This window comes from Stieleria magnilauensis, from assembly GCA_007753675.1.
Classification (GTDB): Bacteria; Planctomycetota; Planctomycetia; order Pirellulales; family Pirellulaceae; genus Stieleria; species Stieleria magnilauensis.
Genome location: CP036432.1, coordinates 10,680,516 through 10,704,595, shown reverse-complemented (window position 1 = coordinate 10,704,595; position 24,080 = coordinate 10,680,516). Strand labels below are relative to the sequence as shown.

The 24,080-nt window shown below is 59.2% G+C and carries 18 protein-coding genes; 6 read left to right on the top strand and 12 right to left on the bottom strand.

Features of this window, described 5'->3' with window-relative positions; genetic code table 11:
• Positions 1 to 59: 59 nt before the first annotated feature.
• From TBK1r_RS37810 to TBK1r_RS37795, 4 genes are all read right to left on the bottom strand, one after another.
• Positions 60 to 1,016: a glycosyltransferase family 2 protein gene (locus TBK1r_RS37810; protein ID WP_145221708.1), complete on the bottom strand. Its 957-nt coding sequence runs from the start codon at positions 1,014 to 1,016 to the stop codon at positions 60 to 62.
• 20 nt (positions 1,017 to 1,036) lie between these two features.
• Positions 1,037 to 2,374, bottom strand: coding sequence for a glycosyltransferase (locus TBK1r_RS37805; RefSeq protein WP_145221705.1), 1,338 nt, complete (start codon positions 2,372 to 2,374; stop codon positions 1,037 to 1,039).
• Positions 2,375 to 2,584: 210 nt separating this feature from the next.
• Positions 2,585 to 5,305, bottom strand: coding sequence for a DEAD/DEAH box helicase (locus tag TBK1r_RS37800; protein ID WP_145221702.1), 2,721 nt, complete (start codon positions 5,303 to 5,305; stop codon positions 2,585 to 2,587).
• 160 nt (positions 5,306 to 5,465) lie between these two features.
• The gene (locus TBK1r_RS37795; RefSeq protein ID WP_419580785.1) at positions 5,466 to 7,790 is read right to left on the bottom strand and encodes an FAD-dependent oxidoreductase; all 2,325 of its coding nucleotides are present in this window, start codon (positions 7,788 to 7,790) and stop codon (positions 5,466 to 5,468) included.
• Positions 7,791 to 8,112: 322 nt separating this feature from the next.
• Here TBK1r_RS37795 and accD point away from each other — a divergent pair, with 322 nt between their 5' ends.
• The 3 genes from accD to speA all read left to right on the top strand — a co-directional run bounded on the left by accD (position 8,113) and on the right by speA (position 12,030).
• Complete coding sequence (gene accD, locus TBK1r_RS37790; RefSeq protein WP_372894788.1) at positions 8,113 to 8,949, top strand: acetyl-CoA carboxylase, carboxyltransferase subunit beta; 837 nt, start codon at positions 8,113 to 8,115, stop codon at positions 8,947 to 8,949.
• A gap of 7 nt (positions 8,950 to 8,956) precedes the next feature.
• Positions 8,957 to 9,886, top strand: coding sequence for a serine/threonine protein kinase (locus TBK1r_RS37785; protein ID WP_145221693.1), 930 nt, complete (start codon positions 8,957 to 8,959; stop codon positions 9,884 to 9,886).
• Between the two features lie 95 nt (positions 9,887 to 9,981).
• Positions 9,982 to 12,030: a biosynthetic arginine decarboxylase gene (gene speA, locus TBK1r_RS37780; RefSeq protein ID WP_145221690.1), complete on the top strand. Its 2,049-nt coding sequence runs from the start codon at positions 9,982 to 9,984 to the stop codon at positions 12,028 to 12,030.
• 43 nt (positions 12,031 to 12,073) lie between these two features.
• On the opposite strand, the gene mtaB is transcribed toward speA, so the two are convergent.
• Positions 12,074 to 13,387: a tRNA (N(6)-L-threonylcarbamoyladenosine(37)-C(2))-methylthiotransferase MtaB gene (gene mtaB / locus TBK1r_RS37775; protein ID WP_145221687.1), complete on the bottom strand. Its 1,314-nt coding sequence runs from the start codon at positions 13,385 to 13,387 to the stop codon at positions 12,074 to 12,076.
• A 3-nt stretch (positions 13,388 to 13,390) separates the two neighbouring features.
• On the bottom strand, positions 13,391 to 13,726 hold the full coding sequence (locus TBK1r_RS37770; protein WP_145221684.1) for an ATP-dependent Clp protease adaptor ClpS: 336 nt from the start codon (positions 13,724 to 13,726) through the stop codon (positions 13,391 to 13,393).
• A 209-nt stretch (positions 13,727 to 13,935) separates the two neighbouring features.
• On the opposite strand from TBK1r_RS37770, the gene TBK1r_RS37765 reads away from it, so the two are divergent.
• A complete protein-coding gene (locus tag TBK1r_RS37765) occupies positions 13,936 to 15,306 on the top strand; it encodes a dipeptidase (RefSeq protein WP_145223397.1) in 1,371 nt (456 codons plus the stop codon).
• Positions 15,307 to 15,392: 86 nt separating this feature from the next.
• Here the strand turns inward: TBK1r_RS37765 and TBK1r_RS37760 are convergent, their stop codons facing one another.
• The gene (locus TBK1r_RS37760) at positions 15,393 to 16,664 is read right to left on the bottom strand and encodes an IS110 family RNA-guided transposase (RefSeq protein WP_145212265.1); all 1,272 of its coding nucleotides are present in this window, start codon (positions 16,662 to 16,664) and stop codon (positions 15,393 to 15,395) included.
• A 420-nt stretch (positions 16,665 to 17,084) separates the two neighbouring features.
• Between TBK1r_RS37760 and serS the strand changes: the two genes are divergently transcribed.
• Positions 17,085 to 18,359 (top strand): serine--tRNA ligase, encoded by a 1,275-nt coding sequence (gene serS / locus TBK1r_RS37755; protein ID WP_145221681.1) that lies wholly within the window; start codon positions 17,085 to 17,087, stop codon positions 18,357 to 18,359.
• A gap of 77 nt (positions 18,360 to 18,436) precedes the next feature.
• Here the strand turns inward: serS and TBK1r_RS37750 are convergent, their stop codons facing one another.
• Complete coding sequence (locus tag TBK1r_RS37750) at positions 18,437 to 19,384, bottom strand: alpha/beta fold hydrolase (RefSeq protein WP_419580784.1); 948 nt, start codon at positions 19,382 to 19,384, stop codon at positions 18,437 to 18,439.
• A 181-nt stretch (positions 19,385 to 19,565) separates the two neighbouring features.
• Here TBK1r_RS37750 and TBK1r_RS37745 point away from each other — a divergent pair, with 181 nt between their 5' ends.
• Positions 19,566 to 20,084, top strand: coding sequence for an FxsA family protein (locus TBK1r_RS37745; RefSeq protein ID WP_145221675.1), 519 nt, complete (start codon positions 19,566 to 19,568; stop codon positions 20,082 to 20,084).
• Between the two features lie 466 nt (positions 20,085 to 20,550).
• Here the strand turns inward: TBK1r_RS37745 and TBK1r_RS37730 are convergent, their stop codons facing one another.
• From TBK1r_RS37730 to TBK1r_RS37715, 4 genes are read right to left on the bottom strand one after another with little or no spacing between them, the layout of a single operon-like run.
• Positions 20,551 to 21,564, bottom strand: coding sequence for a tetratricopeptide repeat protein (locus TBK1r_RS37730; RefSeq protein ID WP_145221666.1), 1,014 nt, complete (start codon positions 21,562 to 21,564; stop codon positions 20,551 to 20,553).
• Between the two features lie 21 nt (positions 21,565 to 21,585).
• On the bottom strand, positions 21,586 to 22,107 hold the full coding sequence (locus TBK1r_RS37725) for a type 1 periplasmic-binding domain-containing protein (RefSeq protein WP_145221663.1): 522 nt from the start codon (positions 22,105 to 22,107) through the stop codon (positions 21,586 to 21,588).
• Positions 22,104 to 23,471, bottom strand: coding sequence for a type II secretion system protein L (locus TBK1r_RS37720; RefSeq protein ID WP_145221660.1), 1,368 nt, complete (start codon positions 23,469 to 23,471; stop codon positions 22,104 to 22,106). Before TBK1r_RS37720 ends, TBK1r_RS37725 begins: the two co-directional genes overlap by 4 nt.
• Complete coding sequence (locus TBK1r_RS37715) at positions 23,468 to 24,055, bottom strand: type II secretion system protein N (RefSeq protein ID WP_145221657.1); 588 nt, start codon at positions 24,053 to 24,055, stop codon at positions 23,468 to 23,470. The genes TBK1r_RS37720 and TBK1r_RS37715 overlap by 4 nt, the downstream gene beginning before the upstream one ends.
• Positions 24,056 to 24,080 lie beyond the last annotated feature (25 nt).

Sequence of the window (24,080 nt, the reverse complement as noted above, 5' to 3'; positions counted from 1 at the left end):
GGGCGGATAGATGTGGGCGGTGGCCGTTAAAGAAGTGTCGGAATCTACGCCTTGCTCGCTCAGGCGGCGTGGCGTTTCCAGAACACTCGTTTGCTGTTTCGTCGCATCTGCCGCCAATAGTGCTTGGACGTCAGCAAGCCCGGCTCGTCGGCGGCGAGTGCCAACAGTGAAAGGATTCGTTGTTCGGGAGCTGAGTTCGACGATTCGATGACTCGTCGCGTCATCCTGCTGTGGCGGAGCAATCGCTGTCGATGTGCGGCCGAAATCCGATCGTCGTCTGACGTGAGGTAGGGCGCGATTCGGTCGAGCAGTTCCAAAATGCTGGCGTTACGGGCCGACGTTTTTTGACTGGCGTGAATGCGGAACGCAGCGAGGGGCCGATCGGTCTTGGCGACCTTCATTCCCGCGTCGAAGCCCCGCAACCAGTAATCGAAATCCATCGTGTAGTAGAGCGATTCATTGAACGGTCCGAGTCGGTCGCTCAGTCGTTTCGTCCAGAACACTTCGGGTTGGATAAAATTTCGATTGGGATTCGGGTGAAGCCAGTGATTCCACAAATCGACGATTTCGGCCAACGTTGAAATATCCGAACACTGATCGCGAAGTCGTTTTCCTTGCGCATCCACTTTTCGGCAGACACCGGAAAACAGATCTGCATCGGGGTTCTCTTTCCAAAGTGCGACGATTCTTCGGAAAGCGCCCGGCAGATAATAATCGTCGCTGTTGATGTAGGCGCAGATGTCACCATCGACTCGATCGAATCCTTTATTGATCGCATGGGATTGACCGCGATCTTTTTCGCTACACCAATAGGTCAGTTCGCTGTCGTGCTGTTTGATGATGTCGACGGATCCATCCGAACTGCCTCCGTCTACGACAGCGTATTGCAAGTGAAAGTCGCTGTCACGACCTTCTTGCGTCAAGACACTCAGGATCGTTTGCTCCAAGTACTCTGCCTGATTGTACGATGGGGTAACGATTCGGAACGTGGGACGGCGATGATTCGACGATGACATGATGGCTTACCAGGAGATCGTTAGGCAGCGCGACGCTGTGTTTGGTTTTCGGACCCGATCAGACTTCGATAAAGTTCCATGTAGCATTGCGCCTGCGTATCGGATTGAAACTGATTCATGATCAGATCCCTGGCTTGGGAACCCATCGCTTGCATGGCATCCGGGTTGGCGATCGCGGTCTGCAAACGTCGTGCGAGTTGGGCGGCGTCACCGTTGTCGGCGAGCAATCCTGTTTTGCCGTTAATCACGTAGTCGGGGATTCCACCGGCATCGAATCCGATCACCGGCGTACCACACGCCATCGCCTCCAGACCGGTCAACGGAAGATTGTCTTCGGTCGATGGAAGGACGAAAACATCGGCGGCGCTGTACACCAGACGGCGCGTGCGATCGTCTTGAACGTTGCCGACGTGGATCATCTCCGGCAACGTTTTGGTCGCATCGGAGAGCGTGCCGCTGCCGAAGACCAAGCCGCGGACGTTGGGATTCGACCCCACACGTTCCAACGCCGCCAACAGTTCGGTCGCGCCCTTGCGGCGGCTGCCCAAGTTCATCGCACCAAAGCCGATGATGAAGGCATCGGGCTCAATGCCGAGCGTTTCACGGGCAAATTGTTTCTGCATCGGGTAGAGCTTGTCGGTCGGCATTCCATAAGGAATTCGGGTGAACGATTTCGCGTCGGCCAGTAACGGACTGGATTGCGCCAACCCCAACAACCAACGGCTCGGCGCGACGATGTGCAGATTGATGTCTTTCAAGGCGCGGCGTTTGGTTTCGAACGCCTGAAAACTGACATCGGTTTGACCGGACCGTTTGACTTGGGGGCAGTTTCCGCAGCCGACACGAAACCGTTGGCAGCCGCCGGCGAAGTGGCAACCGCCGGTCAGGGCGTTCATGTCGTGAAGTGTCCAGACAACCGGTTGGTCTGGGTCCAGCGAACCGAAGAAGCTGGGGAAGTCGATGAACTTGGAGATCCAATGCAGGTGGATGAGATGCGGCTGGGCTGGGTCGGCGGCCGCGGGGTGATCCAGCGGCGGCCAAGGAGTGAACGGCTGACCGTGCGGCGAAGTAAAGATTTCTGCCCCATCTTTCGCGCCGCGTGTGGCACGTTTGAACGACTGGCGATGCACACGAAACCGGACCCGATCGAGCGCATTTGGCAACGTCCCCTTGCGCGCCCATTGGGTGCTATAGAACTCGTCGGTATCAAATTCGGCAGGCTGCGAATCGTTGAAGGATTGACCGGCAAGGTATTGAAACCGGCTTTGGATTCCGCGGTTGCGCAGCGCGGCGTGCAATTGTCGCGCAGCCGTCGCGGCTCCGCCGCGAAGAAAGCTGTTGAAATGACTGACAAACACTGGATCCCACCGGAAAACGAAGCTTAAGAGAGTGTCGGACTCTTTTCACTTCAATCGCCGGAAAGGACGGCAAACGATGAGTGGTCTGCCGGCGGATTCAGCTGGTCGGGTTTGGCAAATTATTGCGGTCGGGATGGGCCGGTGATAGGGATTGGCCGGGTCGGATTGCGGTCATCCTGGTCGTGATCCACACCCGATCAAAATCAATTCTTACGAATCGAGCAACTTTGCCAGCGTCGTGGCGAGACCACGCAGCGCGTCGGTGTCCGGCAGCGTGATCGTCAGTTGTGGCCGTCCCTGTTCGTCTTTGTCGACACACTGAGACAAACGCTCGGTCAGGGTGGCGACCGTTTCATCGCTGGGTGCTTTGTCGCCAGCCGATGGAATCAGTTCGCCCGCCAACGAGAGCGCCGCGGTGATCAGGCCGCTGGTCGCGGCGGCGACTTTTTCTCGTTTCGCTTGCAAGGCTTGAGCCTCGGCCTCGACCCTTCGCTGTTGGCTTTGGTCCACCGGCGCGGCGGGCAACGGATCCAAGATGACTTCCAATCGGCGTCGCAAGTCTTCCATGCCGCTGACCATCGCGACCTCGGACACGTCGCTGTCCATGTCGATCGATGCGTCGGCGAGTTCCTGTTTCGACGCCAGTGTCTCCAGCAACCGTTCTTCGATGGTGTCGCCGACGGTGACCAATTTGTAAATATGGACGGGGTTCTTTTGTCCCATCCGATAGGCGCGGGCGATGCGTTGTTCCAGAACGGCGGGGTTCCAGGGCAAATCCACGTTGATGACTGTGTTGGCCGCTTGCAAATTCAATCCCGTCGACCCGGCGTTGGTCATGCAAATCACACGGCATTGCGGATCGTTTTGAAAACGCGACACCAGTTCGCCACGTTTCTTTTGCGGCACTTGTCCATCCAGACGGACGTAGTCACAGGCCATCGTGTCCAATCGTCGCTCGATGCGGTCCAGCATGCGTCGCCATTCGCTGAACAACACGATTTTCCTCGTCGGGTCTTCGATCAACCCTTCCAGCAATTCGGTCAATCGTTCCAGCTTGCTGCTGTATTCGGTTTCCTCCTGGTCGATCAGATACGTGCTGTCGCAGGACATCCGCGCCATCAGCAACGATTTTTGCATCCGCAGCAAGTCCATTTCGGTCATGAACTTTTTGTTGACGATCTGGGCCACGATGGCGACATGGGAATCGTTGATTTCTTTTTGTTCGGCCGTCGGTTCGATGCGAATCACTTCGTCGATCCGTTCGGGAAGCTGCTTGGCGACCTCGCTGCGCGTGCGGCGAAGCAGGATCGGTTTGAGCGATTCGCGTAGCTGGTCCAAGCGGTGGTAGCCCAGCGTTTTGCCGCGTTCATCGACCACGTGGTGCTTGTGAAAGAACTCGTACGCCGGCCCCAAACGGTCTTCGTCCACGAACCGCGTGACGGTGAACAAATCGCCCAGCCGGTTCTCAAGCGGTGTTCCCGACAACACCAATCGGAACGGGCTTTCCAACTGCCGGATCACGTTGCTGGTTTTCGACTCCCAATTCTTGATCCGCTGACCTTCGTCCAAGATGATCAGATCCCAGGGCACCTCTTCGATCGCGGTCAGGTCACGGAGGACTTGTTCGTAGTTACAGATCGTGAAGAACGCGTCGCTGCGATATTGCTCGTATCGCTCGGCGCCGGTGCCGAGCACGATTTGGGTTGTTCGGTCACTGAAGCGTCGGATTTCATTTCGCCACTGCGTCTTCAACGAGGCCGGAGAGACGATCAGCACGCGTTTGATGTCGGCCAATTGGGACAACAGTTCTGCGACGCCGATGCCTTGAATGGTTTTGCCCAGTCCCATGTCATCGGCCAGGATCGCGCGTCCGGCGCCTGCGGCGAACGCGATGCCGTCCAACTGGTAAGGCAGCAGGGTTGCATTGAGCAGTTCTGTTCGTAGCGGGTGATTCTCGGTGTCCTTGCGAATCGACTCACAGGCTTGGCGAACACGCTGTTGCGTCAACTGGCGTTGAATAAACGCTTCGGCATCGGGATAGATCGTGACATCCTGCCCGGCGTTTTCCAACGCGGAGATCCGCGTCATCGCGTCTGACGCGTCGGTGATCGGGGTCGTGTTTGCCTCGCCGACGATCTCTTCCATTTTGGGATCGACCTTCGTGGGCAGATGAAACAGCAGGCCGCGATCTTCGCCGTAGCAAAGGGCCAGCGAAAGCTTTTTGCGGCGGTAAGGCGAACGCAGTTTGGCGGCGGAGAAACGTTTTTGAACCTTGGTTTGGACGTGCAGGACATGTTTGCACGTTTGCAGTTTGTTGGTACGAAAATCGGGACACGTGCAATAGGCCTGACCCGTATCGAACCCTCGCAGCGCGACGCGATAGGTTCGGCCGGATCGTTCGCTGGTGACGAGGTAATCCGTCCACGGCTTGGTCGTGTTGGTCGATCGCACTTTCATGCGTTCTTCGGCGGCGCGCTTGACCCGGTCGGCGATTGCTCGCTGGTGCAGCTCTTTCGGCGTCAAGTGTTCCAAGGGAACCGATTCGTCGGGCGGTTGTGCCAGTCCGAGGTCGCTTTTGGATTGCAACAGATGGTCCAGTGCCGCGCCGACGTGCAAGCAGGGGGTCTCGCATTGGTTGCAGTTGACGATCAATTGCCGACGGCGTCCCGACTGCAGCGTGATGGTCGCGATCGCCACCCCGTTGTCGGCTTCGGCGTCCGGAAGTCGGACGCGGAACAGATCGCCGCCCAGAAAGACATCGTCGTGATGGAGCTCAAGAAACTGTGCCCCCTGGCGGATCAAGGCGGCGCCTTCGTCACCGAGCAACTGGCAGGCTTGGGAAAACGTCAACGACCCGAGTCGCTGGTGGAAGACGTTGCCTTGTTTGCGTCGGACACCTGATGGTGCCGATCGGGTCTTCGTTTGACTCATCTGCCTTCCGTTCTTTGGTTCCGTGGTCGATTGACGCAGAACGGGAATTAGAACGGGATCAGAGACGACTGGCAAGTTTGATCTGGCCTGCCGATGAGTGCGCGGCAACCATGCAGGACGGAATGTCATTCCGTCCTGCATGCGTCACGTCAGCCGTCGGTCACTTTGCCGGAATCATCTGGACGGCATCCAGATGCACCAGACCGTTGGCTTGTTCGGTCAAGATCACGACTTTGATTTCTTCGTCCTTTTCGACGTCGATGGTCGCGACCGGCGTGAACTGGCGGTCCTCGGTTCCCTGGTAGTTCACGCTCTCGGTTACCACTTGATCTCCGATTCGAATCTCAACCGGAGCATCGGTGGCGCGATTGTTGAAACGGTCATCGGCCGGAGAGCAACCGACCAGGATTTGAAATCGACCGCTTCGCGGGGCTTTGAGCGTGTAGGTCGCTTGGGCCCCCGAGCCCGGGCCGGCGTACTTGTAGCTGTAGGCGACATATCGATCATTTCGGCCGCCGCCGCTGGTCCATTTCCCCTTCAGCTCTGCTTCACGATCGTCGATCACGATGCCTTCGAAGGACGCCGGATCTTGGCCGGTCATCGGGCCGAATTTGGATGCCCGTGGCAGTGCCCCTTCGTCGATCGTGATCGGAGCCGACGGAGTGCTGCGACGCGCCTTGCCCGGCAATTCCAACAATTCCAGCAGCTCATCGAGGTGGTTTTGATAAACGTCGCGTGGGGTGCAATCGCGAAGGGCGCAGATCGATGCCGCTTTGCCGACGACTTCGCCCATCATGCCACAGGTCTTCATCACGCGAACGGTGCCGAGGGCTTCGTGGGTGACGCTGACGTTTCGTCCGGCCATGAACAGGTTGTCGATGTTCCGGCTGTAGAAACAGCGATAGGGGACGGGGTAACCGTAGGATCGATCGACGCGGCGGTCATGGACGGCGACGCTGATAAACGGGTTGTCGGGATATTTTTTGGCGTATTGTTCCTTGGGGTAATGCAGGTCGATCGACCAGGTGCTGGGGACACAGCCATCGGGGAAATCGCGTTTGGCGACGATGTCATCCTGGGTCAGAACGACGTCCCCGAGCAACCGATTGCTCTCGCGTGGGCCACCGACGTAGGCGACCCAACTGAGGACGGCGGTCTTGTGATCGGCGGCGCCGTCGCGGTTCTTCATGGCGTTGAACGCGCCGTAGACGGCGCGCAAATTCCAGTCGCGGATGCCTTCGGCGTCACCGATCGCGTCCTTGTCAAAACCGCTTTCCCAGAACCACTGACCGTGGTGGTCGCGGGGATAGGGAAAGTCTTGCATTTCCAAATCCAGCGCCCACGGCGTTTCAGGAAACGACTTCGGTGAATCGGTTTCATCCCATCGCCACATGTTGCTCATCCCCATTCGGCCATCGGGCGCCATGTCGCTATCGGCACCGACGAATTGGCCCAGCCAACCGTGACCGGTGCAATCGACGAAACGGTCTCCGAGCATGCGAACGACCTCGCCGGTTTTCGTGTTGAGCGCATCGACCGAGACGATGTGATTGTCTTGGACGACGGCATCGAAGGCGTGGTGATTGAGCCACAGATCGATCTGGGGCTCGGCGCGAACGACGCGTTCTTTCAGATCATCGCCGAACTCCTCATAGCGGCCGGGTGATTTGGTCGCTTGGTCGGCGAACTCCTCGATGATCTCGCCGATCCGGGGGAACTTCCCGCGGCGGATATTGCCCATCGCCCAGACACGCACCTCGCTCGATCCGTTGCCTCCCAAGACACCACGATCTTGGATCAGGGCGACGCGGCATCCCATCCGGGCGGCGCTGATTGCCGAGCCCATGCCGGCGTAACCGCCACCGACGACCACCAAGTCATACGGTCCACGTTGGAGCGGCTCGTCGGGCAACCCTAATTGCTTCCGTCGCCAATCCGACAACACCTTGTCGGCCGGTGGCGGTGGGTCGCTGTCGAGTTGCGTCGTCAGGTAAAGACAATCGCAACGGCCGTCAAATCCGGTCAAGTCTTTCAGCCGCAGTTCCGTTTTTCCTTGGGACAGCTGGATCGTTCCCCCGTCTTGCCAGCCCCACGTCGCACCCTCGGTGCCGAAGGTTTCGTCGAGCGTTTGGTCACCGATCTGAATTTGGAATTTGCCAGGGTGCCCGGGGGCGTCCCAGCGAGCTACCCAGTCGAAGGTGCGGGCCCAGACGCGGTAGGTCCCGGGTTGTTTCACGTCGATCTGGGTCACGGCGTCGTCGACCGGCGTGCCCAGTCCGTGCGCGAGCAGGTAGGGAGACCCCATCTGCTGGATGAACTGGGTGTCCAATTTCCACCCGCCGGGATCGTCAAAACTCTCGGTTTCGACAAAGATCTCGGCCGCGGGGGCCGAATTCAACACGAGGTGCGGCGTGCAAACCGCCACCAGCACGGCCAATGGTGCCAGGAAGCCCCGGAATCGTGATTTGGAGAGATTGCCAATCATGGTTGTGAGTCGGAAACAGTAGGGAGGAAAGGGGGTTGGGCAGGATACTTCGTTAGTGGAGCAAACGCCCAATTTGGACATCGATTCTCGGAGATTTCAGCGTTTCGCTCGGCCAGAGAAATCGTACCGCCCAAGGACAGACCGCCCGATCGCGAGGTTGGATTTCAATTAGGGGCTGAGAAAAACGACGTCATCAGCTAAACTACGTGGCCAGACAGGCCGACGGACAGCCTGCGCGCTCCACCACTCCACTGCAAGCCGATCGCCCGAAACGCTTCGATTCTTTCGCATGGACACCCTCGAATCTCAGCCTCATTCTACCATGCCCGAACCTAGCGATTCCCCCCAGGAGCCACCCAAGAAACGGGGCGTCCCCGAAGGCTTGTGGCTGAAGTGTCCCGGTTGTGGGACCAGCGTCTACAAAAAAGAAGTCGAACAGCGACTCAACGTCTGCCCCAAGTGCGACCACCATTTTTACGTTTCGGCGGCCGATCGAATCGTCCAGGTGGTCGATGAAGGCACGTTCGAGGCGATGAACGAGCACCTGCGACCGACCGATCCGCTGGAGTTTTCCGACCGCAAACGCTACGCCGAACGACTCGTCGGGGAACAAAAGCGAACGGGTTTGTCCGACGCCGCGATCACGGGGACCGGCATGATTCGGGCCCGCCGCGTCGCGCTCGCCGTGACCGACAGCGCGTTCATCATGGGAAGCATGGGCTCGGTGGTGGGTGAACGTTTGGCGCGGTTGATCGAACATGCGACCACGCAAGACTTGCCGCTGATCATCATCAGCGCCAGTGGCGGAGGGGCACGGATGCACGAAGGCATTTTGTCGCTGATGCAAATGGCCAAGGTCAGCGCCGCACTGGCCCGCTACGACAAAGCGGGCGGCTTGTTCATCAGCGTCCTGACCAACCCCACGATGGGCGGTGTCGCCGCCAGTTTCGCTTCCCTGGGAGACTTGGTGTTTGCCGAACCCAAAGCCTTGATCGGGTTTGCCGGCCCGCGAACGATCAAGGCGACCATCGGAATTGAATTGCCCGAAGGGTTCCAGACCAGCGAGTTTTTGCTGGAACACGGCTACATCGACCGAATTGTGCATCGCAAACACCTGAAAACTGAAATCGCCCGCGCGATCGACTATTGCGGAAAGTAGGTCATCCATGGGGATTTTTGATTCCGTCAAATCGATGCTCGGCGGCAGCGGCGGCAGCAGCAGCGGTGGACGCATCGATATTCAAAAGCGGTTCACGCTGGAACGGACCGCGTTCACCGGCACGATGGCCAAGTTTGTCGTCGCCAAGGACCACGATCATGGCGGCCGCCTGGTCGGGATCAAGATCCTGGACCCGGAAAAGGTGGAGCTGTTCGAAAGCCGGTTTCGCCACCTGAAAAAACCGTCCGAGGGCCAAATCGCCCTGAAAATGCACCACCCCAACGTCGTCGAAACCTATGAAATCGGCATGTCCACCAAGGGGCAACCGATTCTGATCATGGAGTTCGTTGCCGGGCCGAGCATGCAGAACATCATCGTCCAAAAGCAGGAACATCATGTCGCCGGCAAACGAATGATGCTGATCCGTTCGATGTGTGAAGCACTCAAGTATGTGCACAACCAGGGCTTCATCCACCGTGACATCTGCCCCCGCAACTTCATCCTGCTGCCGGAGTCCGAGGACGTCAAACTGATCGACTTTGGGCTGACCCTGCCGGCCACCCCGCCGTTCATGGTGCCCGGCAACCGCACCGGGACGCCGCTTTACATGTCGCCCGAAATCGTCCGCCGACGGCCGACCGATAAACGCGTCGATCTGTTCTCGCTCGGCGTCACGTTCTACTGTTTGATCGCCTTTTGCCATCCCTGGCAGGGGGATGTTGTCAGCGGACGGGCGGCCCTGCATCACGACACCTCGCCCCCCAAACCGCTGGTCGATGTCTGCCCCAACGTCGATCCCTCGTTGGCCCGCGGTGTGATGCAGTTGATGCACCCCAAAGTCGAAGAGCGAACGCCGACGATCGAACAGTTCATTCAGCGGATCGCCAAGGTGCAAAGTGTCTACCAAAACGGGGCGCCGAGTCCCGAGTTGAGCTGACAGGCCCGCTCGATTCCACTACGCTCTGTCGTTGAACCCTTTCCCAACACGTCTCGGTCGACCGATCGAGACCTCTTTCTCGAGGCAATCAAGCATTGAAGCAAGTTCGTCAGGATCGCTGGACGGTCCAAGATTCGGTGGCAGAATATGGTGTCGATCGCTGGGGCGACGGGTATTTTAGTATTTCCGAGCAAGGCACGGTGGTCGTTTCGCCTTCGCGAGATGAACATACGTCTATCGATTTGAAGGCCCTCGTCGACCAACTCGTCGACCGCGGGCTCAGCCTGCCCATTCTGCTCCGCTTCAACGGTATCCTCCGCGACCGACTGCATCATCTGCACGACTGCTTTGCCCAGGCGATTGACGAAAACGGCTACCGGAACCGCTATCGCTGTGTGTTCCCGATCAAGGTCAACCAACAGCGCGAAGTCGTTCAACAAATTGTCGCCGAAGGCGCCGCCTTGGGTTTCGGCGTCGAAGCCGGCAGCAAGCCCGAGCTGCTGGCCGCCATCGCGATGAGCGACGCTTCGGTGCCGATCGTTTGCAACGGTTTCAAAGACGAAGAGTACATCCGTTTGGCGATGATGGCCCAGCGGCTCGGGCGAACCGTGTTCCCCGTGGTCGAGAAAGCCAGCGAGTTGGATCTGATCTTCCGTGTCGCGTCGGCCGTCGGCGTCCGCCCCACGATCGGCATGCGGGTCAAACTGGCCACCCGCGGCAGCGGCCGTTGGCAGGCCAGCGGCGGCTACCGCAGTAAATTTGGGCTGACGGTGGCGGAGGTTTTGGCGTCGCTGGACCGCATGATCGAAATGGGATTCGAGGATTGTTTTCAACTGCTGCACTTTCACGTCGGCAGCCAGATCGGAAACATCCGTCAGCTGAAGTCGGCGATCCTGGAAGCCGCCCAGATCTACGTCGATCTGCAACGCCGTGGTGCCGCGATGGGGTATCTGGACGTCGGCGGGGGATTGGGCGTCGATTACGACGGCACCCAGACCGACAGCCAATCGAGTATGAACTACTCGATTCAAGAATACGCCAACGACGTCGTCTACCACGTGCAGAGCGTCTGCGACGAAGCTGGCGTTCCCCACCCGCAATTGATTTCGGAAAGCGGCCGCGCGGTTGCCGCCCATCACAGCATCCTGGTGATGGAAACCCTGGGCGTCACCAAACAGGGTAACGCGGATTTGCCACCCTGGGCCGCGTCGCCGGGCAACGGCGAGCCGCAGTCGGAAGGGCCGCCGGAAGATTACGAACAACCGGTCCGTGATTTGTGGGACGCCTACGCGAATCTGACGGCCGACAACATGATGGAAAAGTTTCATGATGCGCAGCTGACGTTGGACATGTGCATGAACCTATTTAGCGGCGGGTACCTGCCGCTGGAACAGCGTGTTGCAGCCGAAAACCTGTACTTCGCCCTGTGCCATCGCGTCCGCGAACTGGCCCAGGCCGAAGGCGATTTGCCGGCCGAGCTGGAACATCTTGATCGCATGCTTTCCGACATTTACTTCGTCAATTTCTCGCTGTTTCAATCGATGCCCGATGCCTGGGCGATCGACCAGTTGTTCCCGATCATGCCGATCCATCGGCTCGGCGAACGCCCCACCCGGCACGCCGTGCTGGGCGACATCACCTGCGACAGTGACGGCAAAGTCGATTCGTTTGTTTCTGAAAACGATTGCTGTGACACCCTGTTGCTTCATCCGCCCGAAGACGGCCAGCCGTATCAATTGGCGGTGTTCATGGTCGGGGCGTATCAAGAAATCCTCGGCGACCTGCACAACCTGTTCGGCGACACGCACGCGGTGCACGTCGAGTGCGAGGGATCGGCGGTGAAGATCCGTTCGATCGTCAAGGGCGACACCGTCTCCGAAGTGCTCAGCTACGTTCAATACGACGACCGCGAATTGCTCGACCGGATCGGGCAGTCGGTCGAAGACGCCATCTCGGATGAGCGGATCGATCACCAACAAGCCGGCCGAATCGTCGCCGCGTTCGAAAAAGCTCTCGCCGGATACACCTACCTGGAACCGACCAGCAAGGGTGCCCCGATGGAAGACTTCGAAGTGCCACAGCAATTCGAAAACGCACCACAAGACCAGGCCGCGACATTCGAAAAGCAAAGCTCGACGACGTAGGCGTGGGGGAGACGCTGCAGGCATCGGTCACGCACAGCGTGACCTATCCGTTGGACGCCGAAACGGTGATCCGTTCGTCGTCGGCACGGATGACTTTGGCGGTTACCAGATCTCCGGTCGTGATGCCGGGATCATCACTGACCCACTCGGCCGGCGCGTAGCGGCAGGTCGTCCCGCGTAACAACCGCGATTCACTCTCGCTGCCATCGAGCCGGACCAGTTCGCGATCGGATTCGACCAGCACTTGCACGGATTCACCGACCAGGCTGGCAAAGTAGTCGCGGCGAAGTTCGGACTCCAGTTCGGCGAGTTGGTGAACGCGTTGGTTCTTGAGATCGCCGGGTAACTGGTCCGGCATTTCGGCGGCGGGTGTGCCGCGGCGAGCGCTGAAGGGAAAGGCGTGGATTTTGGAGAACCCGGCGGCGCGACAGGTCTGCAGCGTCTGCTGGAACTCGGTTTCGGTTTCACCGGGAAATCCGACGATGATGTCGGTTGTGATCGCCGGTTTGTTGAGCGCTTCATTGAGCATGCGGCAACGGTCCAGAAACATCCGTGTGCCCCAGCGTCGACGCATCCGACGCAGCACCGAGTCGCTGCCCGATTGCAGACACAGATGGACGTGGGGGACGAGGCGATCGGAAAACTCGGTCATCACGCCGATCAGGCTGCGAGTCACCTCGGTCGCTTCGATGCTGGACAGTCGGATGCGGAAATCGCCGGGCAGCTGACAGAGCTGTCGAACCAGATCCGACAGCCGCGTCCATTCGTCGCGCGGTTTGTTGCGATTCCAATCGACGCCGTAGTGTCCCAGGTGAATTCCCGTCAGAACGACTTCGCGATGGCCCGCTTCGGTCAACCGGCGGACTTCGTCGACGATGTGTGCCAGCGGCCGCGACGTCAGTTTGGGTCGCACGTGGGGGATGATGCAGTAGCTGCATCGAAGCAAGCAACCGTCTTGCACTTTGACATACGCGCGATGCCGTCCGGAAAAGCCGTCCAGCCCGGTGGGGACGTCGACGACGCCGAACCGCGACATCAGATCGGGCAGTTCTCGTTTGTCGGTGACGACTTCGGCCACCCCGGGCAGCTTGGCGACTTCCTCGGGCGCCCGCGTGGCGTAACAGCCCATCACGACGATCCGGGCATCGGGGTTTTCCCGCGCCATGCGGCGAATCACCTGCCGACTTTTGACGTCACCTTGATTGGTGACGGTGCAGGTATTGACGATGCAAACGTCGGCCTGGTCTCCCTGGGCGCAGTCTTCAAATCCGACACGCTGCAAGCCTTGTCGGACGAGTTCGGTTTCGTACTGGTTGACTTTGCAACCGAGTGTGGTGACGCGTAGCTTTGCCGACATGCTTTAGCCGGCCGGTTCGATGGTCGCACTCATGCTGCCTTTGCAACGCGGGATCAAGTCATCTTTGCCGTAGGCGTGAATCTGGTCGCGTTTCAATTCGGCGTGTTCCATGGTGGTGGTCAGACAAATCGCTTTGCCGTGGCTGTCGACTTGGGTCGCGATTTGGAACCCTTTTTCGACCGGGTAGCGAAACAGTTTTCGCATCATCATCACGACGTATTGGTAGCTGTGATCGGAGTCATCCCAAAGGACGACGTTGTAGCGAGGCTGTTTCTTCGGTTTGGTTTGTTGCTCTTGCTCGACGGCCGGATCGGCAACCGCGACTTGCTTGTCTGACATTTTCGAAAACTGCTCCGTCGTGTGAACGCTGGGCGAACGGTCACGCCCTCTGTTGCTACGATTACACGGGACCTATTGTAGCGCGGCTGCAGAACCGAAGGCAGACCCGATTTTGATGGTTTTTTCCGATTTTCATCCACATTCACTGAGTCGTTCCCGTGTCTCCATCCCGTGAAAATGCGGCCACCGGGCCGCTCGACGACGCGTCACTGGACCAATTGATTGAATCGCTCGATTCCGACCGCAACGCGCTTTTGGACGACCTTCTGGAGTGGTTAAGGATCCCTAGCGTCAGTAGCGACAGCCGGCGTCAGGGGGAAGTTCGCCAGGCCTGTGACTGGGTCAGCCGAAAACTGGAGCAGGCCGGACTGTCGGTGGAAACCATCGCGACGGAGGGACATCCGATGGTGGTTGCCCAAACCGCTCCGATCGAGGGAGCGCCGGTAGTTTTGGTCTATGGACACTATGACGTCCAGCCCGCCGAGCCGCTGGAAGATTGGGTCAGCGGACCGTTCGAACCGACCGTTCGCGATGGAGATCTGTTTGCCCGCGGTGCGACCGACGACAAGGGACAAGTTCTGACGCACATTCAAAGCGTTTGTCGCTGGCTGTCGGCCGGTCACCCCTTGCCGCTGCAGATCAAGTTTCTGATCGAAGGCGAAGAGGAAGTGGGCAGCGAAAACCTGGAGCGAATGTTGCCGGATCTGGCCGAAAAACTGGCCTGTGATTGCGTCGTCATCAGCGACAGCAGCCAGTACGCCGACGGACAACCGGCGATCACGTATGGGCTGCGGGGCATCGCCACCTACGAATTGAGCGTCGACGGCCCCAGCCAAGATCTGCACAGCGGATCATTCGGCGGTGCGGTGATGAACCCCGCCATCGCGCTGTGCAAGATGTTGGCCTCCATGGTCGATGAAAACGGCGTGATCCAAATCCCAGGGTACTACGATCGCGTTCAGCCGCTGACCGACCAGGAACGGCGGCAATGGCGCGAGCTTCCGCAATCGGACGAAGCGTTTGCCGCAAACGTGGGTGTCCAGGAACTGTTCGGCGAACAAGGCTACACGACTGACGAGCGACGTTGGGCACGACCGACGTTCGACATCAACGGGCTGACCTCGGGCCATCAAGGTGAAGGCGTCAAGACGATCATCCCCGCCAAAGCGTCCGCGAAGATCAGCTTTCGGTTGGTCGCCGACCAAGACCCCCGGGAGCTGACGCAGCAATTGAACGAACACTTCAGCGCCAACGCTCCGCCCGGTGTCCGCTGGAAACTGGTATCCGATCACGGGGCGCCCGGGATGCTGGCCAACATCGACACGCCGTTCGCCAAGGCCGCCGAACGGGCCATCGACGCCGCCTTCGGTGCCAAACCGGTCTTCATTCGCGAAGGCGGCTCGATTCCGATCGTCACCCGTTTCCAAGAGGTCTTGGGCTGCGATTGCCTGTTGCTCGGCTGGGGGCTTTCCGACGATAACGCCCATAGCCCCAATGAAAAATTTCGTGTCGAGGATTACCATCGCGGCATCCAAGCCTCCGCCCGGCTCTGGAATGAAATCGCCAAACAAGTGGAATAGGCTTCCAATGAAGCAACCCTCCCTGGCCGGGAGGGTCGAGCGAAGCGAGACATCTGAGCTCTGAGCAAGTGGCTTGTTTTCGGATTTCAGGAATTTTCGAGGTAGGGGACGATACCGGGTAATCGGCGTTTGAGAGTTTCAATGTATCGACCACAGTCGAACGGGATGCGGGTCTGCCAGACGCGGTAGAGAATCCGGATCCAACTACGTGCGAGCTTGCGTAGCACCGCGTGGTGTTTCATTCCTTGGGCTCGTAACATTTGGTAGCGAGCTTTGGTCCACGGACACCATGTCCGGGCTGCGGCTGCAAACTCATGAAAGGTTTGGCGAAGGTATTTCGGGCAGGCATAGCGCCGTTGAACATGACGCTGCTTTCCGCTTTGACGCGTGATGGGTGCGATTCCGCTAAAGGAAGCCAGTTCATCGGCATCGGACCAGCGATCACGCTGCGAACCGAACGCACACAGAAGTCGAGGCGCAAGTGCTGGGCCGGCTCCTCGGAGCGAGGAGAACAGGTGGGCATCGCCGTGAGCCTTGAACGACTCGCTAATCTGTTGGTCGAACTGCTCAATCGTTTTGATGGATCCTTCGATTTGCTGAGCCAAATGCTTAACCGTCATGGACATGGGAGTGATCAGGGCAGAGTCATCGCAGAGCAACGGCGAGCTACGAATGGCATCGAGGGCTTCTTCTTGCCGCTCCTCATTTCGGACTCCGTGTTCTCGCAGAACCCGAACAATCAACCGACGATCAGCACGACGGAGTTGCCTGGGATCAGGCCACCGCTTGAGTACAGCCAGTAGCAAATCCAGCTGGTGGGATTTGCCGAACAGCTCCAAAACTACAGGAAAATACTGTTTAAGTACGCTGATAAGCTGCTGACGCAGTTTTGTTTGGCTGCCTACGATGAAGCGTCTTTGCTCGCAAAGCCGGTTCAGCAATCGCGTCTGCTCATCATCAGGCAGCCATGCCTTAAGGGTCTCGATTCGTTCGCGAAGAAGCCTGGCCAGATACATCGCGTCGGTAGGATCACTTTTGCCATCGCCACCCGGATAGCTTTCTCGATAGCGAGAGAGTTGTTTAGGGTTAATCGGGTAGAGAACGATGTTCTGACGGAACATCAAGGCATGGATCAGGGGGCCCTTGGACTGTTCGAGCATGATCGCGATTTTCCCGCCCTTGGCTTTCTCAGTCATCTTGGCGATCCATTGGTTGATCGCTTCGGGGGTGTGGGGCAGTTCCATCGCCGATTCTCTGCCTTGAGAATCAATGATGTGGCAGTCATGTTTCTGATCAGCCCAATCGATTCCAACAAAAAGCGCGATGGATTGGTTGAGTGTGGGTGAATTGTCGTTCATGCTGTAGTCTCACCGAGTTGAAAGGCTTGTGTGATTGGTAGTCCAGCCTCACCCACTTCGGAAACCTTATAGAGAGCCCGCTAAGCTACATCTGAGTGATCCGTTTTGGGATGAAGCGAGCGGTGTGCTCGGAAGTCTCGCTAAGCCGTCATGCGGCTGGGGAGGGGATCCGTAGCACTCCGCTGGCTACCGCTTCAAATAATAATCAGCGCGGCGTTGAGAATCCGCCATGCCAAAGCTGCGCTGCGGAAAGGGCTGCGCGATGGCAAGGACGCTCAACGCCGAACACTGAGGAGATGCTATAAGGGGAGGGTCGATCAGGCGTCATCGAATCATTTTCAGCCTCGATCAACATTCACCCGCCGCTGAGACGACTACAACACTTTCGAATTCACCTTTCCCCACCTACCTCAACTCATCATGTTAGATCGGAAATTCATCCTCCAAAACGTCGACCTGGTCCGCGAGAACTGCGAGCGACGCGGCGTGCCATGTGATGTCGATCGCATCGTCGAGCTGGACGGTCAACGCGTCGAACAATTGCAGCTCGCCCAAGAGCTCAATCGCCAAGCCAACGAAGTCAGCAAACAAATCCCCAAGGCCGCCGGGGATGCCGAACGGCAAGAGCTGATCGCCAAGGGCCGCGAGCTGCGACAACAGAAAGATGACGCACAAAAACGATGCGACGATCTCGAAACTGAAATCCTGGCGATCCAAACGCTGATCCCCAACCTGACGCACCCCGACGCGCCGACCGGTGGCGAAGAGGATGCCAAGGAATTGTCGTTCGGTGCGACGCCGAAACCGGAGTTCGATTTCCAGCCGCTGGACCACCTGCAGCTCGGTGAAAAGCACGACCTGTTTGATTTCGAAGCCGGTGCGCGTGTCGCCGGGGCCGGGTTCTACTTTCTCCGCAACGCCGCCGTCCGCTTGGACCTGGCGCTGCAACAGTTCGCCATTGCCTTCCTTTCCGATCGCGGTTTCACCCCCGTGTCCACGCCCGACCTGGCGCTGACCAGCGTGCTGCAGGGAACCGGGTTCAACCCGCGCGGTCCGGAGACGCAGATTTACAGCATCGAGAACACGGAGCTGAACCTGGTCGCCACCGCGGAGATCACACTCGGGGGCATGATGGCCGATCAAACGTTGACCGACACCGAGTTGCCGATCAAGCTGTGCGGGCTCAGTCACTGTTTCCGCACCGAAGCCGGAGCGGCCGGTCGCGCGTCCAAAGGTCTGTACCGCGTGCATCAATTTACCAAGGTCGAAATGTTCGCCTTCACGTTGCCCGAGCACAGTGACGCGATGCACGAAGAGATGCGGACGTTGGAGTGTGAATTGTTCGATGCCTTGGAAGTCCCCTACCGTGTCGTCGACACTGCCAGCGGCGACCTGGGTGGTCCGGCCTATCGAAAGTACGATTTGGAAGCCTGGATGCCGGGGCGGGGCGACGCCGGCGAGTGGGGCGAAGTGACGAGCACCAGCAACTGCACCGACTACCAGGCGCGTCGGCTGAACACGCGTTACAAGGTAACCGGAGAGAAGGGAACCAAGTTCCTGCACACGCTCAATGGCACCGCCGTCGCCACCGGACGTGCGATGATCGCGGTGATCGAAAACCATCAACGCGCCGACGGCAGCATCTCGGTTCCCAAGGTGCTGCAACCCTGGATGGGTTGCGACGTGATCGGGTAAGCAGCGCCTGCTTCCGCGATCACTGCCCCAGCGGCTATGTCCCAGCGGCTATGTCCCGGCACTGCGCGTTTTATGTCTCAAGCGATACCGTCGCAACACAGTTCGGTTACTTGAGCCCGTGACGGCAGTTGCGTACCGAGTGCAGTCGACCCGTTCGACACTGTCGGTGTGACTCGGGTGAGCTTGCCGTTCATCCAACCCGCCATCTGATCCGCCACGGCGTCGGCGTCGACGTCGTGGACCAAATCGTGTCGTCCGCCTGACCACCGCACAAACTCGCCGCGATCACGCATGCGGAGTGCCAGATTGCGACAGGCGGCCTGATCGATCAACTCGTCCTCGGTCCCTTGCATGATCAACGTCGGTGTCTCGATCTCGGCGGCGTGGTCGAGTGCGAATCGGCCTTGCGCTAGCAGTTGGGTCGCCAAGTACAGCGAGACGTGACTGTGTTGTAACGGGTCTGCTCGAAGACGCTCGGCTGCTTCGTGGTCGCGCGTCAATTGTTCCACTCTGGCCGGTTTGGAAATTTGGATCCAACGAAACAACTGGCCGGTTCCCCAGGCAGCGAATAGCTTCGGTCGATCCAGGAAAGTGGGTGGCATCAACATCGGTGCGACCAATACCAATCCCGAAAGATCTGGCGTCGAAACCGAATCAAACTCATCGCGGCGCAGGGCGTAGTTGACCGCGAAATTGCCTCCCATGCTGTGGCCGGCCACGACCTGATCCTTCTCGCCGAAGCGGTCCCACAACAGCCTCCGCGAGGACGCAATGATCTGCAAAATGGAATCGTAACTCTTGACGGTTCCGCGTCGTCCCGGCGAGCGGCCGTGACCGGGCAAATCGAAGGCGAAAACCGCCCAGCGGCGACGCAGCATCCGCTTGGCAAAGGACGCGAATCGTCCACCGTGATCCCCCAATCCGTGCACCAAAATCATCACGCCCAGCTCCGTGCCGTCGCCGCGATGCCAGAGCCGCGCGTACAAATCTTCCGCGTTGGGGATCGTCAGGGATTGGGCGATCACGATCGTCACCTGATGGATTGGTGCGGGGGGTGATTGGAAATTGTGGGATCTGGCACGAAATTCGCGTCCTGATCCGTTCTGCAAGGGACATTTGTCAGGATGGCACTCCGACGGACCGGTCCGAAACAGGTTCATTTTGAACGCTGTCGTCCAATTTTTCCGCCCATTTCAGGCGATCGAGATGCTTCTTCGACTTCTTCTGCTGTTCATTACCGTCCCCCTGGTGGAGCTGTATCTGTTGTTGCAGCTTGCCGGTTTCACGGGGGCGGGTCCGACATTTTTGCTGGTCATCATTACCGGCATTATCGGCTCTTGGCTGGCCAAACGTGAGGGCCTGATTGCGTGGCAAAAGTTTCAATTGGCGTTGGCCGAAGGCCGGATGCCGAGCCGCGAGATTCAGGACGGATTGATGATCGTATTTTCCGCCGCCCTGCTGCTCACCCCCGGCTTGCTGACCGACATCGTCGGCTTTGTGATGCTGGTTCCGGTCGGACGCAATCTGATTCGCAAGTTTGTACTTTCGCGACTGTTCCGCGGCTTTGGGTCAGGGGGCTTTGGGTCAGGAGGCTCCGGGTCAGGGGGCTCCGGGTCAGGGGGCTTCGGGTCCGTGCACGTCCACACCAAGACCACCTTTGAAAGCACACCCCTGCACCCCTTCGATGACAGCAAGACAATCGAAGGCAGAGCCACCCGCCGCTAGCAAACCCCACCAGCACCCACCGGGGACACGGCACCGATAAGAATGCCGTCGACCTCCAAGTTGCTAGCAACACCCAACAACCGGAATCTGTCCCCAACAACCGGGGTCTGTCCCCAACAACCGGGGTCTGTCCCCGAGCAACCGGGGTCTGTCCCCGAGCAACCGGGGTCTGTCCCCGAACAACCGGGGTCTGTCCCTGAACAACCGGGGTCTGTCCCTGAACAACCGGGGTCTGTCCCCAAGTGAACATTCACGTGAACATTCGTCCGCTCGAGCACCCGGGGTCTGTCCCCGCAATTTCGGAGCATCCGGGGTCTGTCCCCGGGTGAACATTCTGGGTGAATGGGGTCTGTCCCTGGGTGAATGGGGTCTGTCCCTGGGTGGACGGGTGCTGGGTGAATGGGGTCTGTCCCTGGGTGAATGGGGTCTGTCCCTGGGTGGACGGGTGTGGGGGTGGAGCGAATGTTTAGTCGTGGTCGGTCAGGTCTTCGACGTAGCTTTCTTCTAATGATGACGCTTCGGCGGCGGGCGGGGCGGGCGGAGTCAAGTCTAAGGTCGGACCGTCTTGGCGTGGGGCCTTGCGTGGAGCTCGGAGCGGTGGGGCTTTGCGGCGCGGAGCATCGGGCAAATCGTCGAACCTGAGCGGGTCTGAAATCGGCTCCTCCGCCGAAGCCGTCATGACCGGTGTCAAATCGATGATCTTGGTACGCAGTTCCCCGGGATCCGACCCGACTGCGCGGTCGACCGTCGACTCCAGATCCGGTGTCTCCGGTCCGCGATCCAACACATCGTTTTGCGACAGCGCCAACTGTGTGTCCGCCCAGCGTCTCCAATCCGGTCGCGTTTCGATCAGGGCCAAATCCTTGAGTTGCTGGACCAGCACGTCATCGTGCTCGCCCAGCCGGACCCGCAACCGGACCAAATTGCCAAGATAAAGCGGATTGGCGCGATCCATCGCAATGGCGGTGTAATAAAGCTCGAGCGCTTCGTCGGTCCGTCCGGCCGATTCGAGCGCCAATGCCAAGTTGTAGACCACCGCCGGGTCGCCAGGCAAAAACTCCCGCGCCTGCTCAAATGCCATCACGGCCTGATACAAGTTGCCTTGTTCATAATGCATCAGACCCAGATTATTGTGCGCCGGGCCATACGTCTCATCAGCCTCGACCGCTTCACGAAATTGTTTGGCCGCCCGGTCGATCTGCTGCTTTTGCAGTGATCGAATCCCCGCATACGTCAGCCGATTGGCCCGCTCGGTGTCCCGTTTGGTCTGAACCTTGATGACCGATCGATTCTTGCTCTGAAGCGACGAGCACCCGCCCGGCAACAGACAACCGGCGACCGACAGGATGACCAGACCCCAAGCTCGCCGCGAACCGCTCAACGACCCCACAGCTGCACGCACCGTCAGACGCGCCGTCGCCCGCGCAGCAGACAACACCGTTAGCCGCAATCGATCGCTACGAACTCCGTTTCGACGCATTCCATTTCCACCGAGGCACTTTCACGTGTCGCTTTTCGGTGAAAAGATGATTTGGGTCAAGGTCAGCTGAGAATTCCAGGTTTCCCGCGAGCCGGATTGCCGAGGATCAAAGAGCTGCAAATCCCTCACCAGACTGCCGGTCGATTCATCCTTGAGCGCGTCACAAAAGGCGACGATCTGGGGAACCGTGGCCGCGTTGAGTTTGATTTCGACCCGCCGAAGTTTGAAATCCGTCTGACCAATCCGCTGCGGTTGGTTGGGAGTTTGATTTGACAGCAAATCGGAGGACAGATTGGCTTGCTTGAGCGCCGCGTTGATGCGATCCAAGATTTGGTTGGGTTCTTCCAGTTCCAACGCCGCGACGCGAGGCGCGTCGGCGACCCGTTCGATCTCGTCCAGCTTTTGACGCAGCTCGTGTAAGTCTTGGCGATCCAGCTGCAGCCGGCTCGCCGCTGACCACGTGTTCATGACACTCGACGTGGCGTAGAGTCCCAACAGCACGATGGCTGCGGCGGCGATCAATCGTTTCGTCGTTACAGTCACGATTCGACTCCTTCCTCCGCCCGATTCGCGGGCGGATTCCAAACGGCCGAGAGGGTCGATTGGTAAGTCGGAATCGGCTCGTCCTTGCTGGGATCGATCTGCTCGGCGGCCGGTGGCGTGACGTCGAACCCGATCGTTTCGAGCGACTTGGCGATGGTCCCGATTTGGACGGCGTCGACGGCGCGCACGGTCAAGGAGCAGACGCCATCGACGATCTTCAAATCCATCAAACGCAGCCGCACGCCGCCGACACGTTGCGCGTGTTCCAAACCGCGGTACAGATCCTTGAGCACGCGCGTCGCGGGAACCGGCAGCTTGATCGCATCGCCCCGACCGCGCGAACCAAGCGTCTTGCTGTACTCGCCCCGTACGGTTCGCATCAACATCACGGGAACGCGTCGCCCCGGATAGGCTTCGGCGAACACGGCGCGCTGTTGCTGTCGAACCGATTCGGATTCGGCGGCCAGCCGATTGCCGCGATACCAAGCCGCGATCGAGAGGATCAGAAAGCAACACGTCGCCGCCACCGCGAGCTTGCGTAGGGGGCCGGCGACGGCGAACAGCGGATCGCTCGGTGCCAAGTCACCACGCCGCAAGTCGGGCCAACGCCCCCAACGACCGCCGAGTGCAAGCCCCGCACCTTCGGCGGCCAGACGTACGGCATCGCGATCACACCATTGGACTCGGCCGCGCGGTTGAAACGTCAATTCACTTCGGCCGACAATGACGGTCCTTTCTGATGCGTCGACTTGGTCCGCGACGGTGGCTTGATGTCGACGAAGTTCATCATCGGCGTCGTAGAACTGCCGCCAGCGATACACCCCGCCGCCGTCGACCGACAACGATTCGGCCGACGTCGAGGCGAAGATCCACAAGGTGAACGGTGACTTTTCGGCGTCGCTGCGGTAGAAGGCTCTGGCGATCAGGAACGCCGTCGGCAGAATCGAAACGACTTCGATCCCCGCCGCTTCAAGCGCGTCGACCGTCGGTTGATGTCGGCGGGTTTCGATTGCGACCGCAGCGATTTGCCCCGATGCGGCACGGACAAAATAGTCCGCGACCATCGATTCGGCGTCGAGCGGAAAATGGCGTTCCAGTTCAAACGTGACGGCGCTACGGTCTTTGGCGTCGATCGAATCGGGCAGTTCATCGCAGACGAAAAAGCACTCGCCGCTGGGCACGCCGAGCACACATCGTTTGTCGGCCCCTTTGACCGAGTCGCACAGATGGGCGAACCGTTCGGCGACAACTTTCGGCGGCGTTTCGGCGGCAAGTTCGGTTTGTTCGAAGCCGACTTGAAGGAACCATCCTGATTCGGTGTGCGCGATCAATCCACCGCCGTCGATGCAGAACCGATCGCTCATCGAGCTGGTCTCCGGTTCGGCCGATCGGGCTTGCCGCCGCCGCTGGACTGAAACGACGATTTCAATCGCAACGTCGACTCCGTTCCGCGAACCTCCAGCGTGACCTTCTCTGAATCGATCTTTCGAACCAATACGCCCGGCGGTGACAGCTCGACGACTTCGCCCGCACCACGGATGTCGGTCTTGCCGGACGCATCGGTCAGGATCGCAACGCTTTGAGCGGAGTCGATGATCGTTCCGGTCAGCGTCCAATCCAGACGCGGCGCTTTGACCGCCGGCGGATTGCGGACGACCACGGGTTTCGGTTGAGGTTTGGGTTTGGGCGGCGGTGGCTTGGGCGGGTCGTAGAGGGGCTGTTGCAGTTTCAACGCCAGGTCGATCTGGCCTGCCGCTTCGACAGTCGGCGACTCCTGCTGCGGCGGGTCGACCGCGGTTTTCTTGCCGGGCTGCGATCCGCGTGTGGCGTCGAATTGCCGACCGGGTGAATCAATACCGCCGAGCGACCAGACGATTCCCACCGCTGCAACGGCCAAGCAGCCTGCAGTCAACGCGGTGATCAATCGTCGTTGGGCGGTCAAATCCATCCTTCAGCAATCTCTCTCGTTCAAC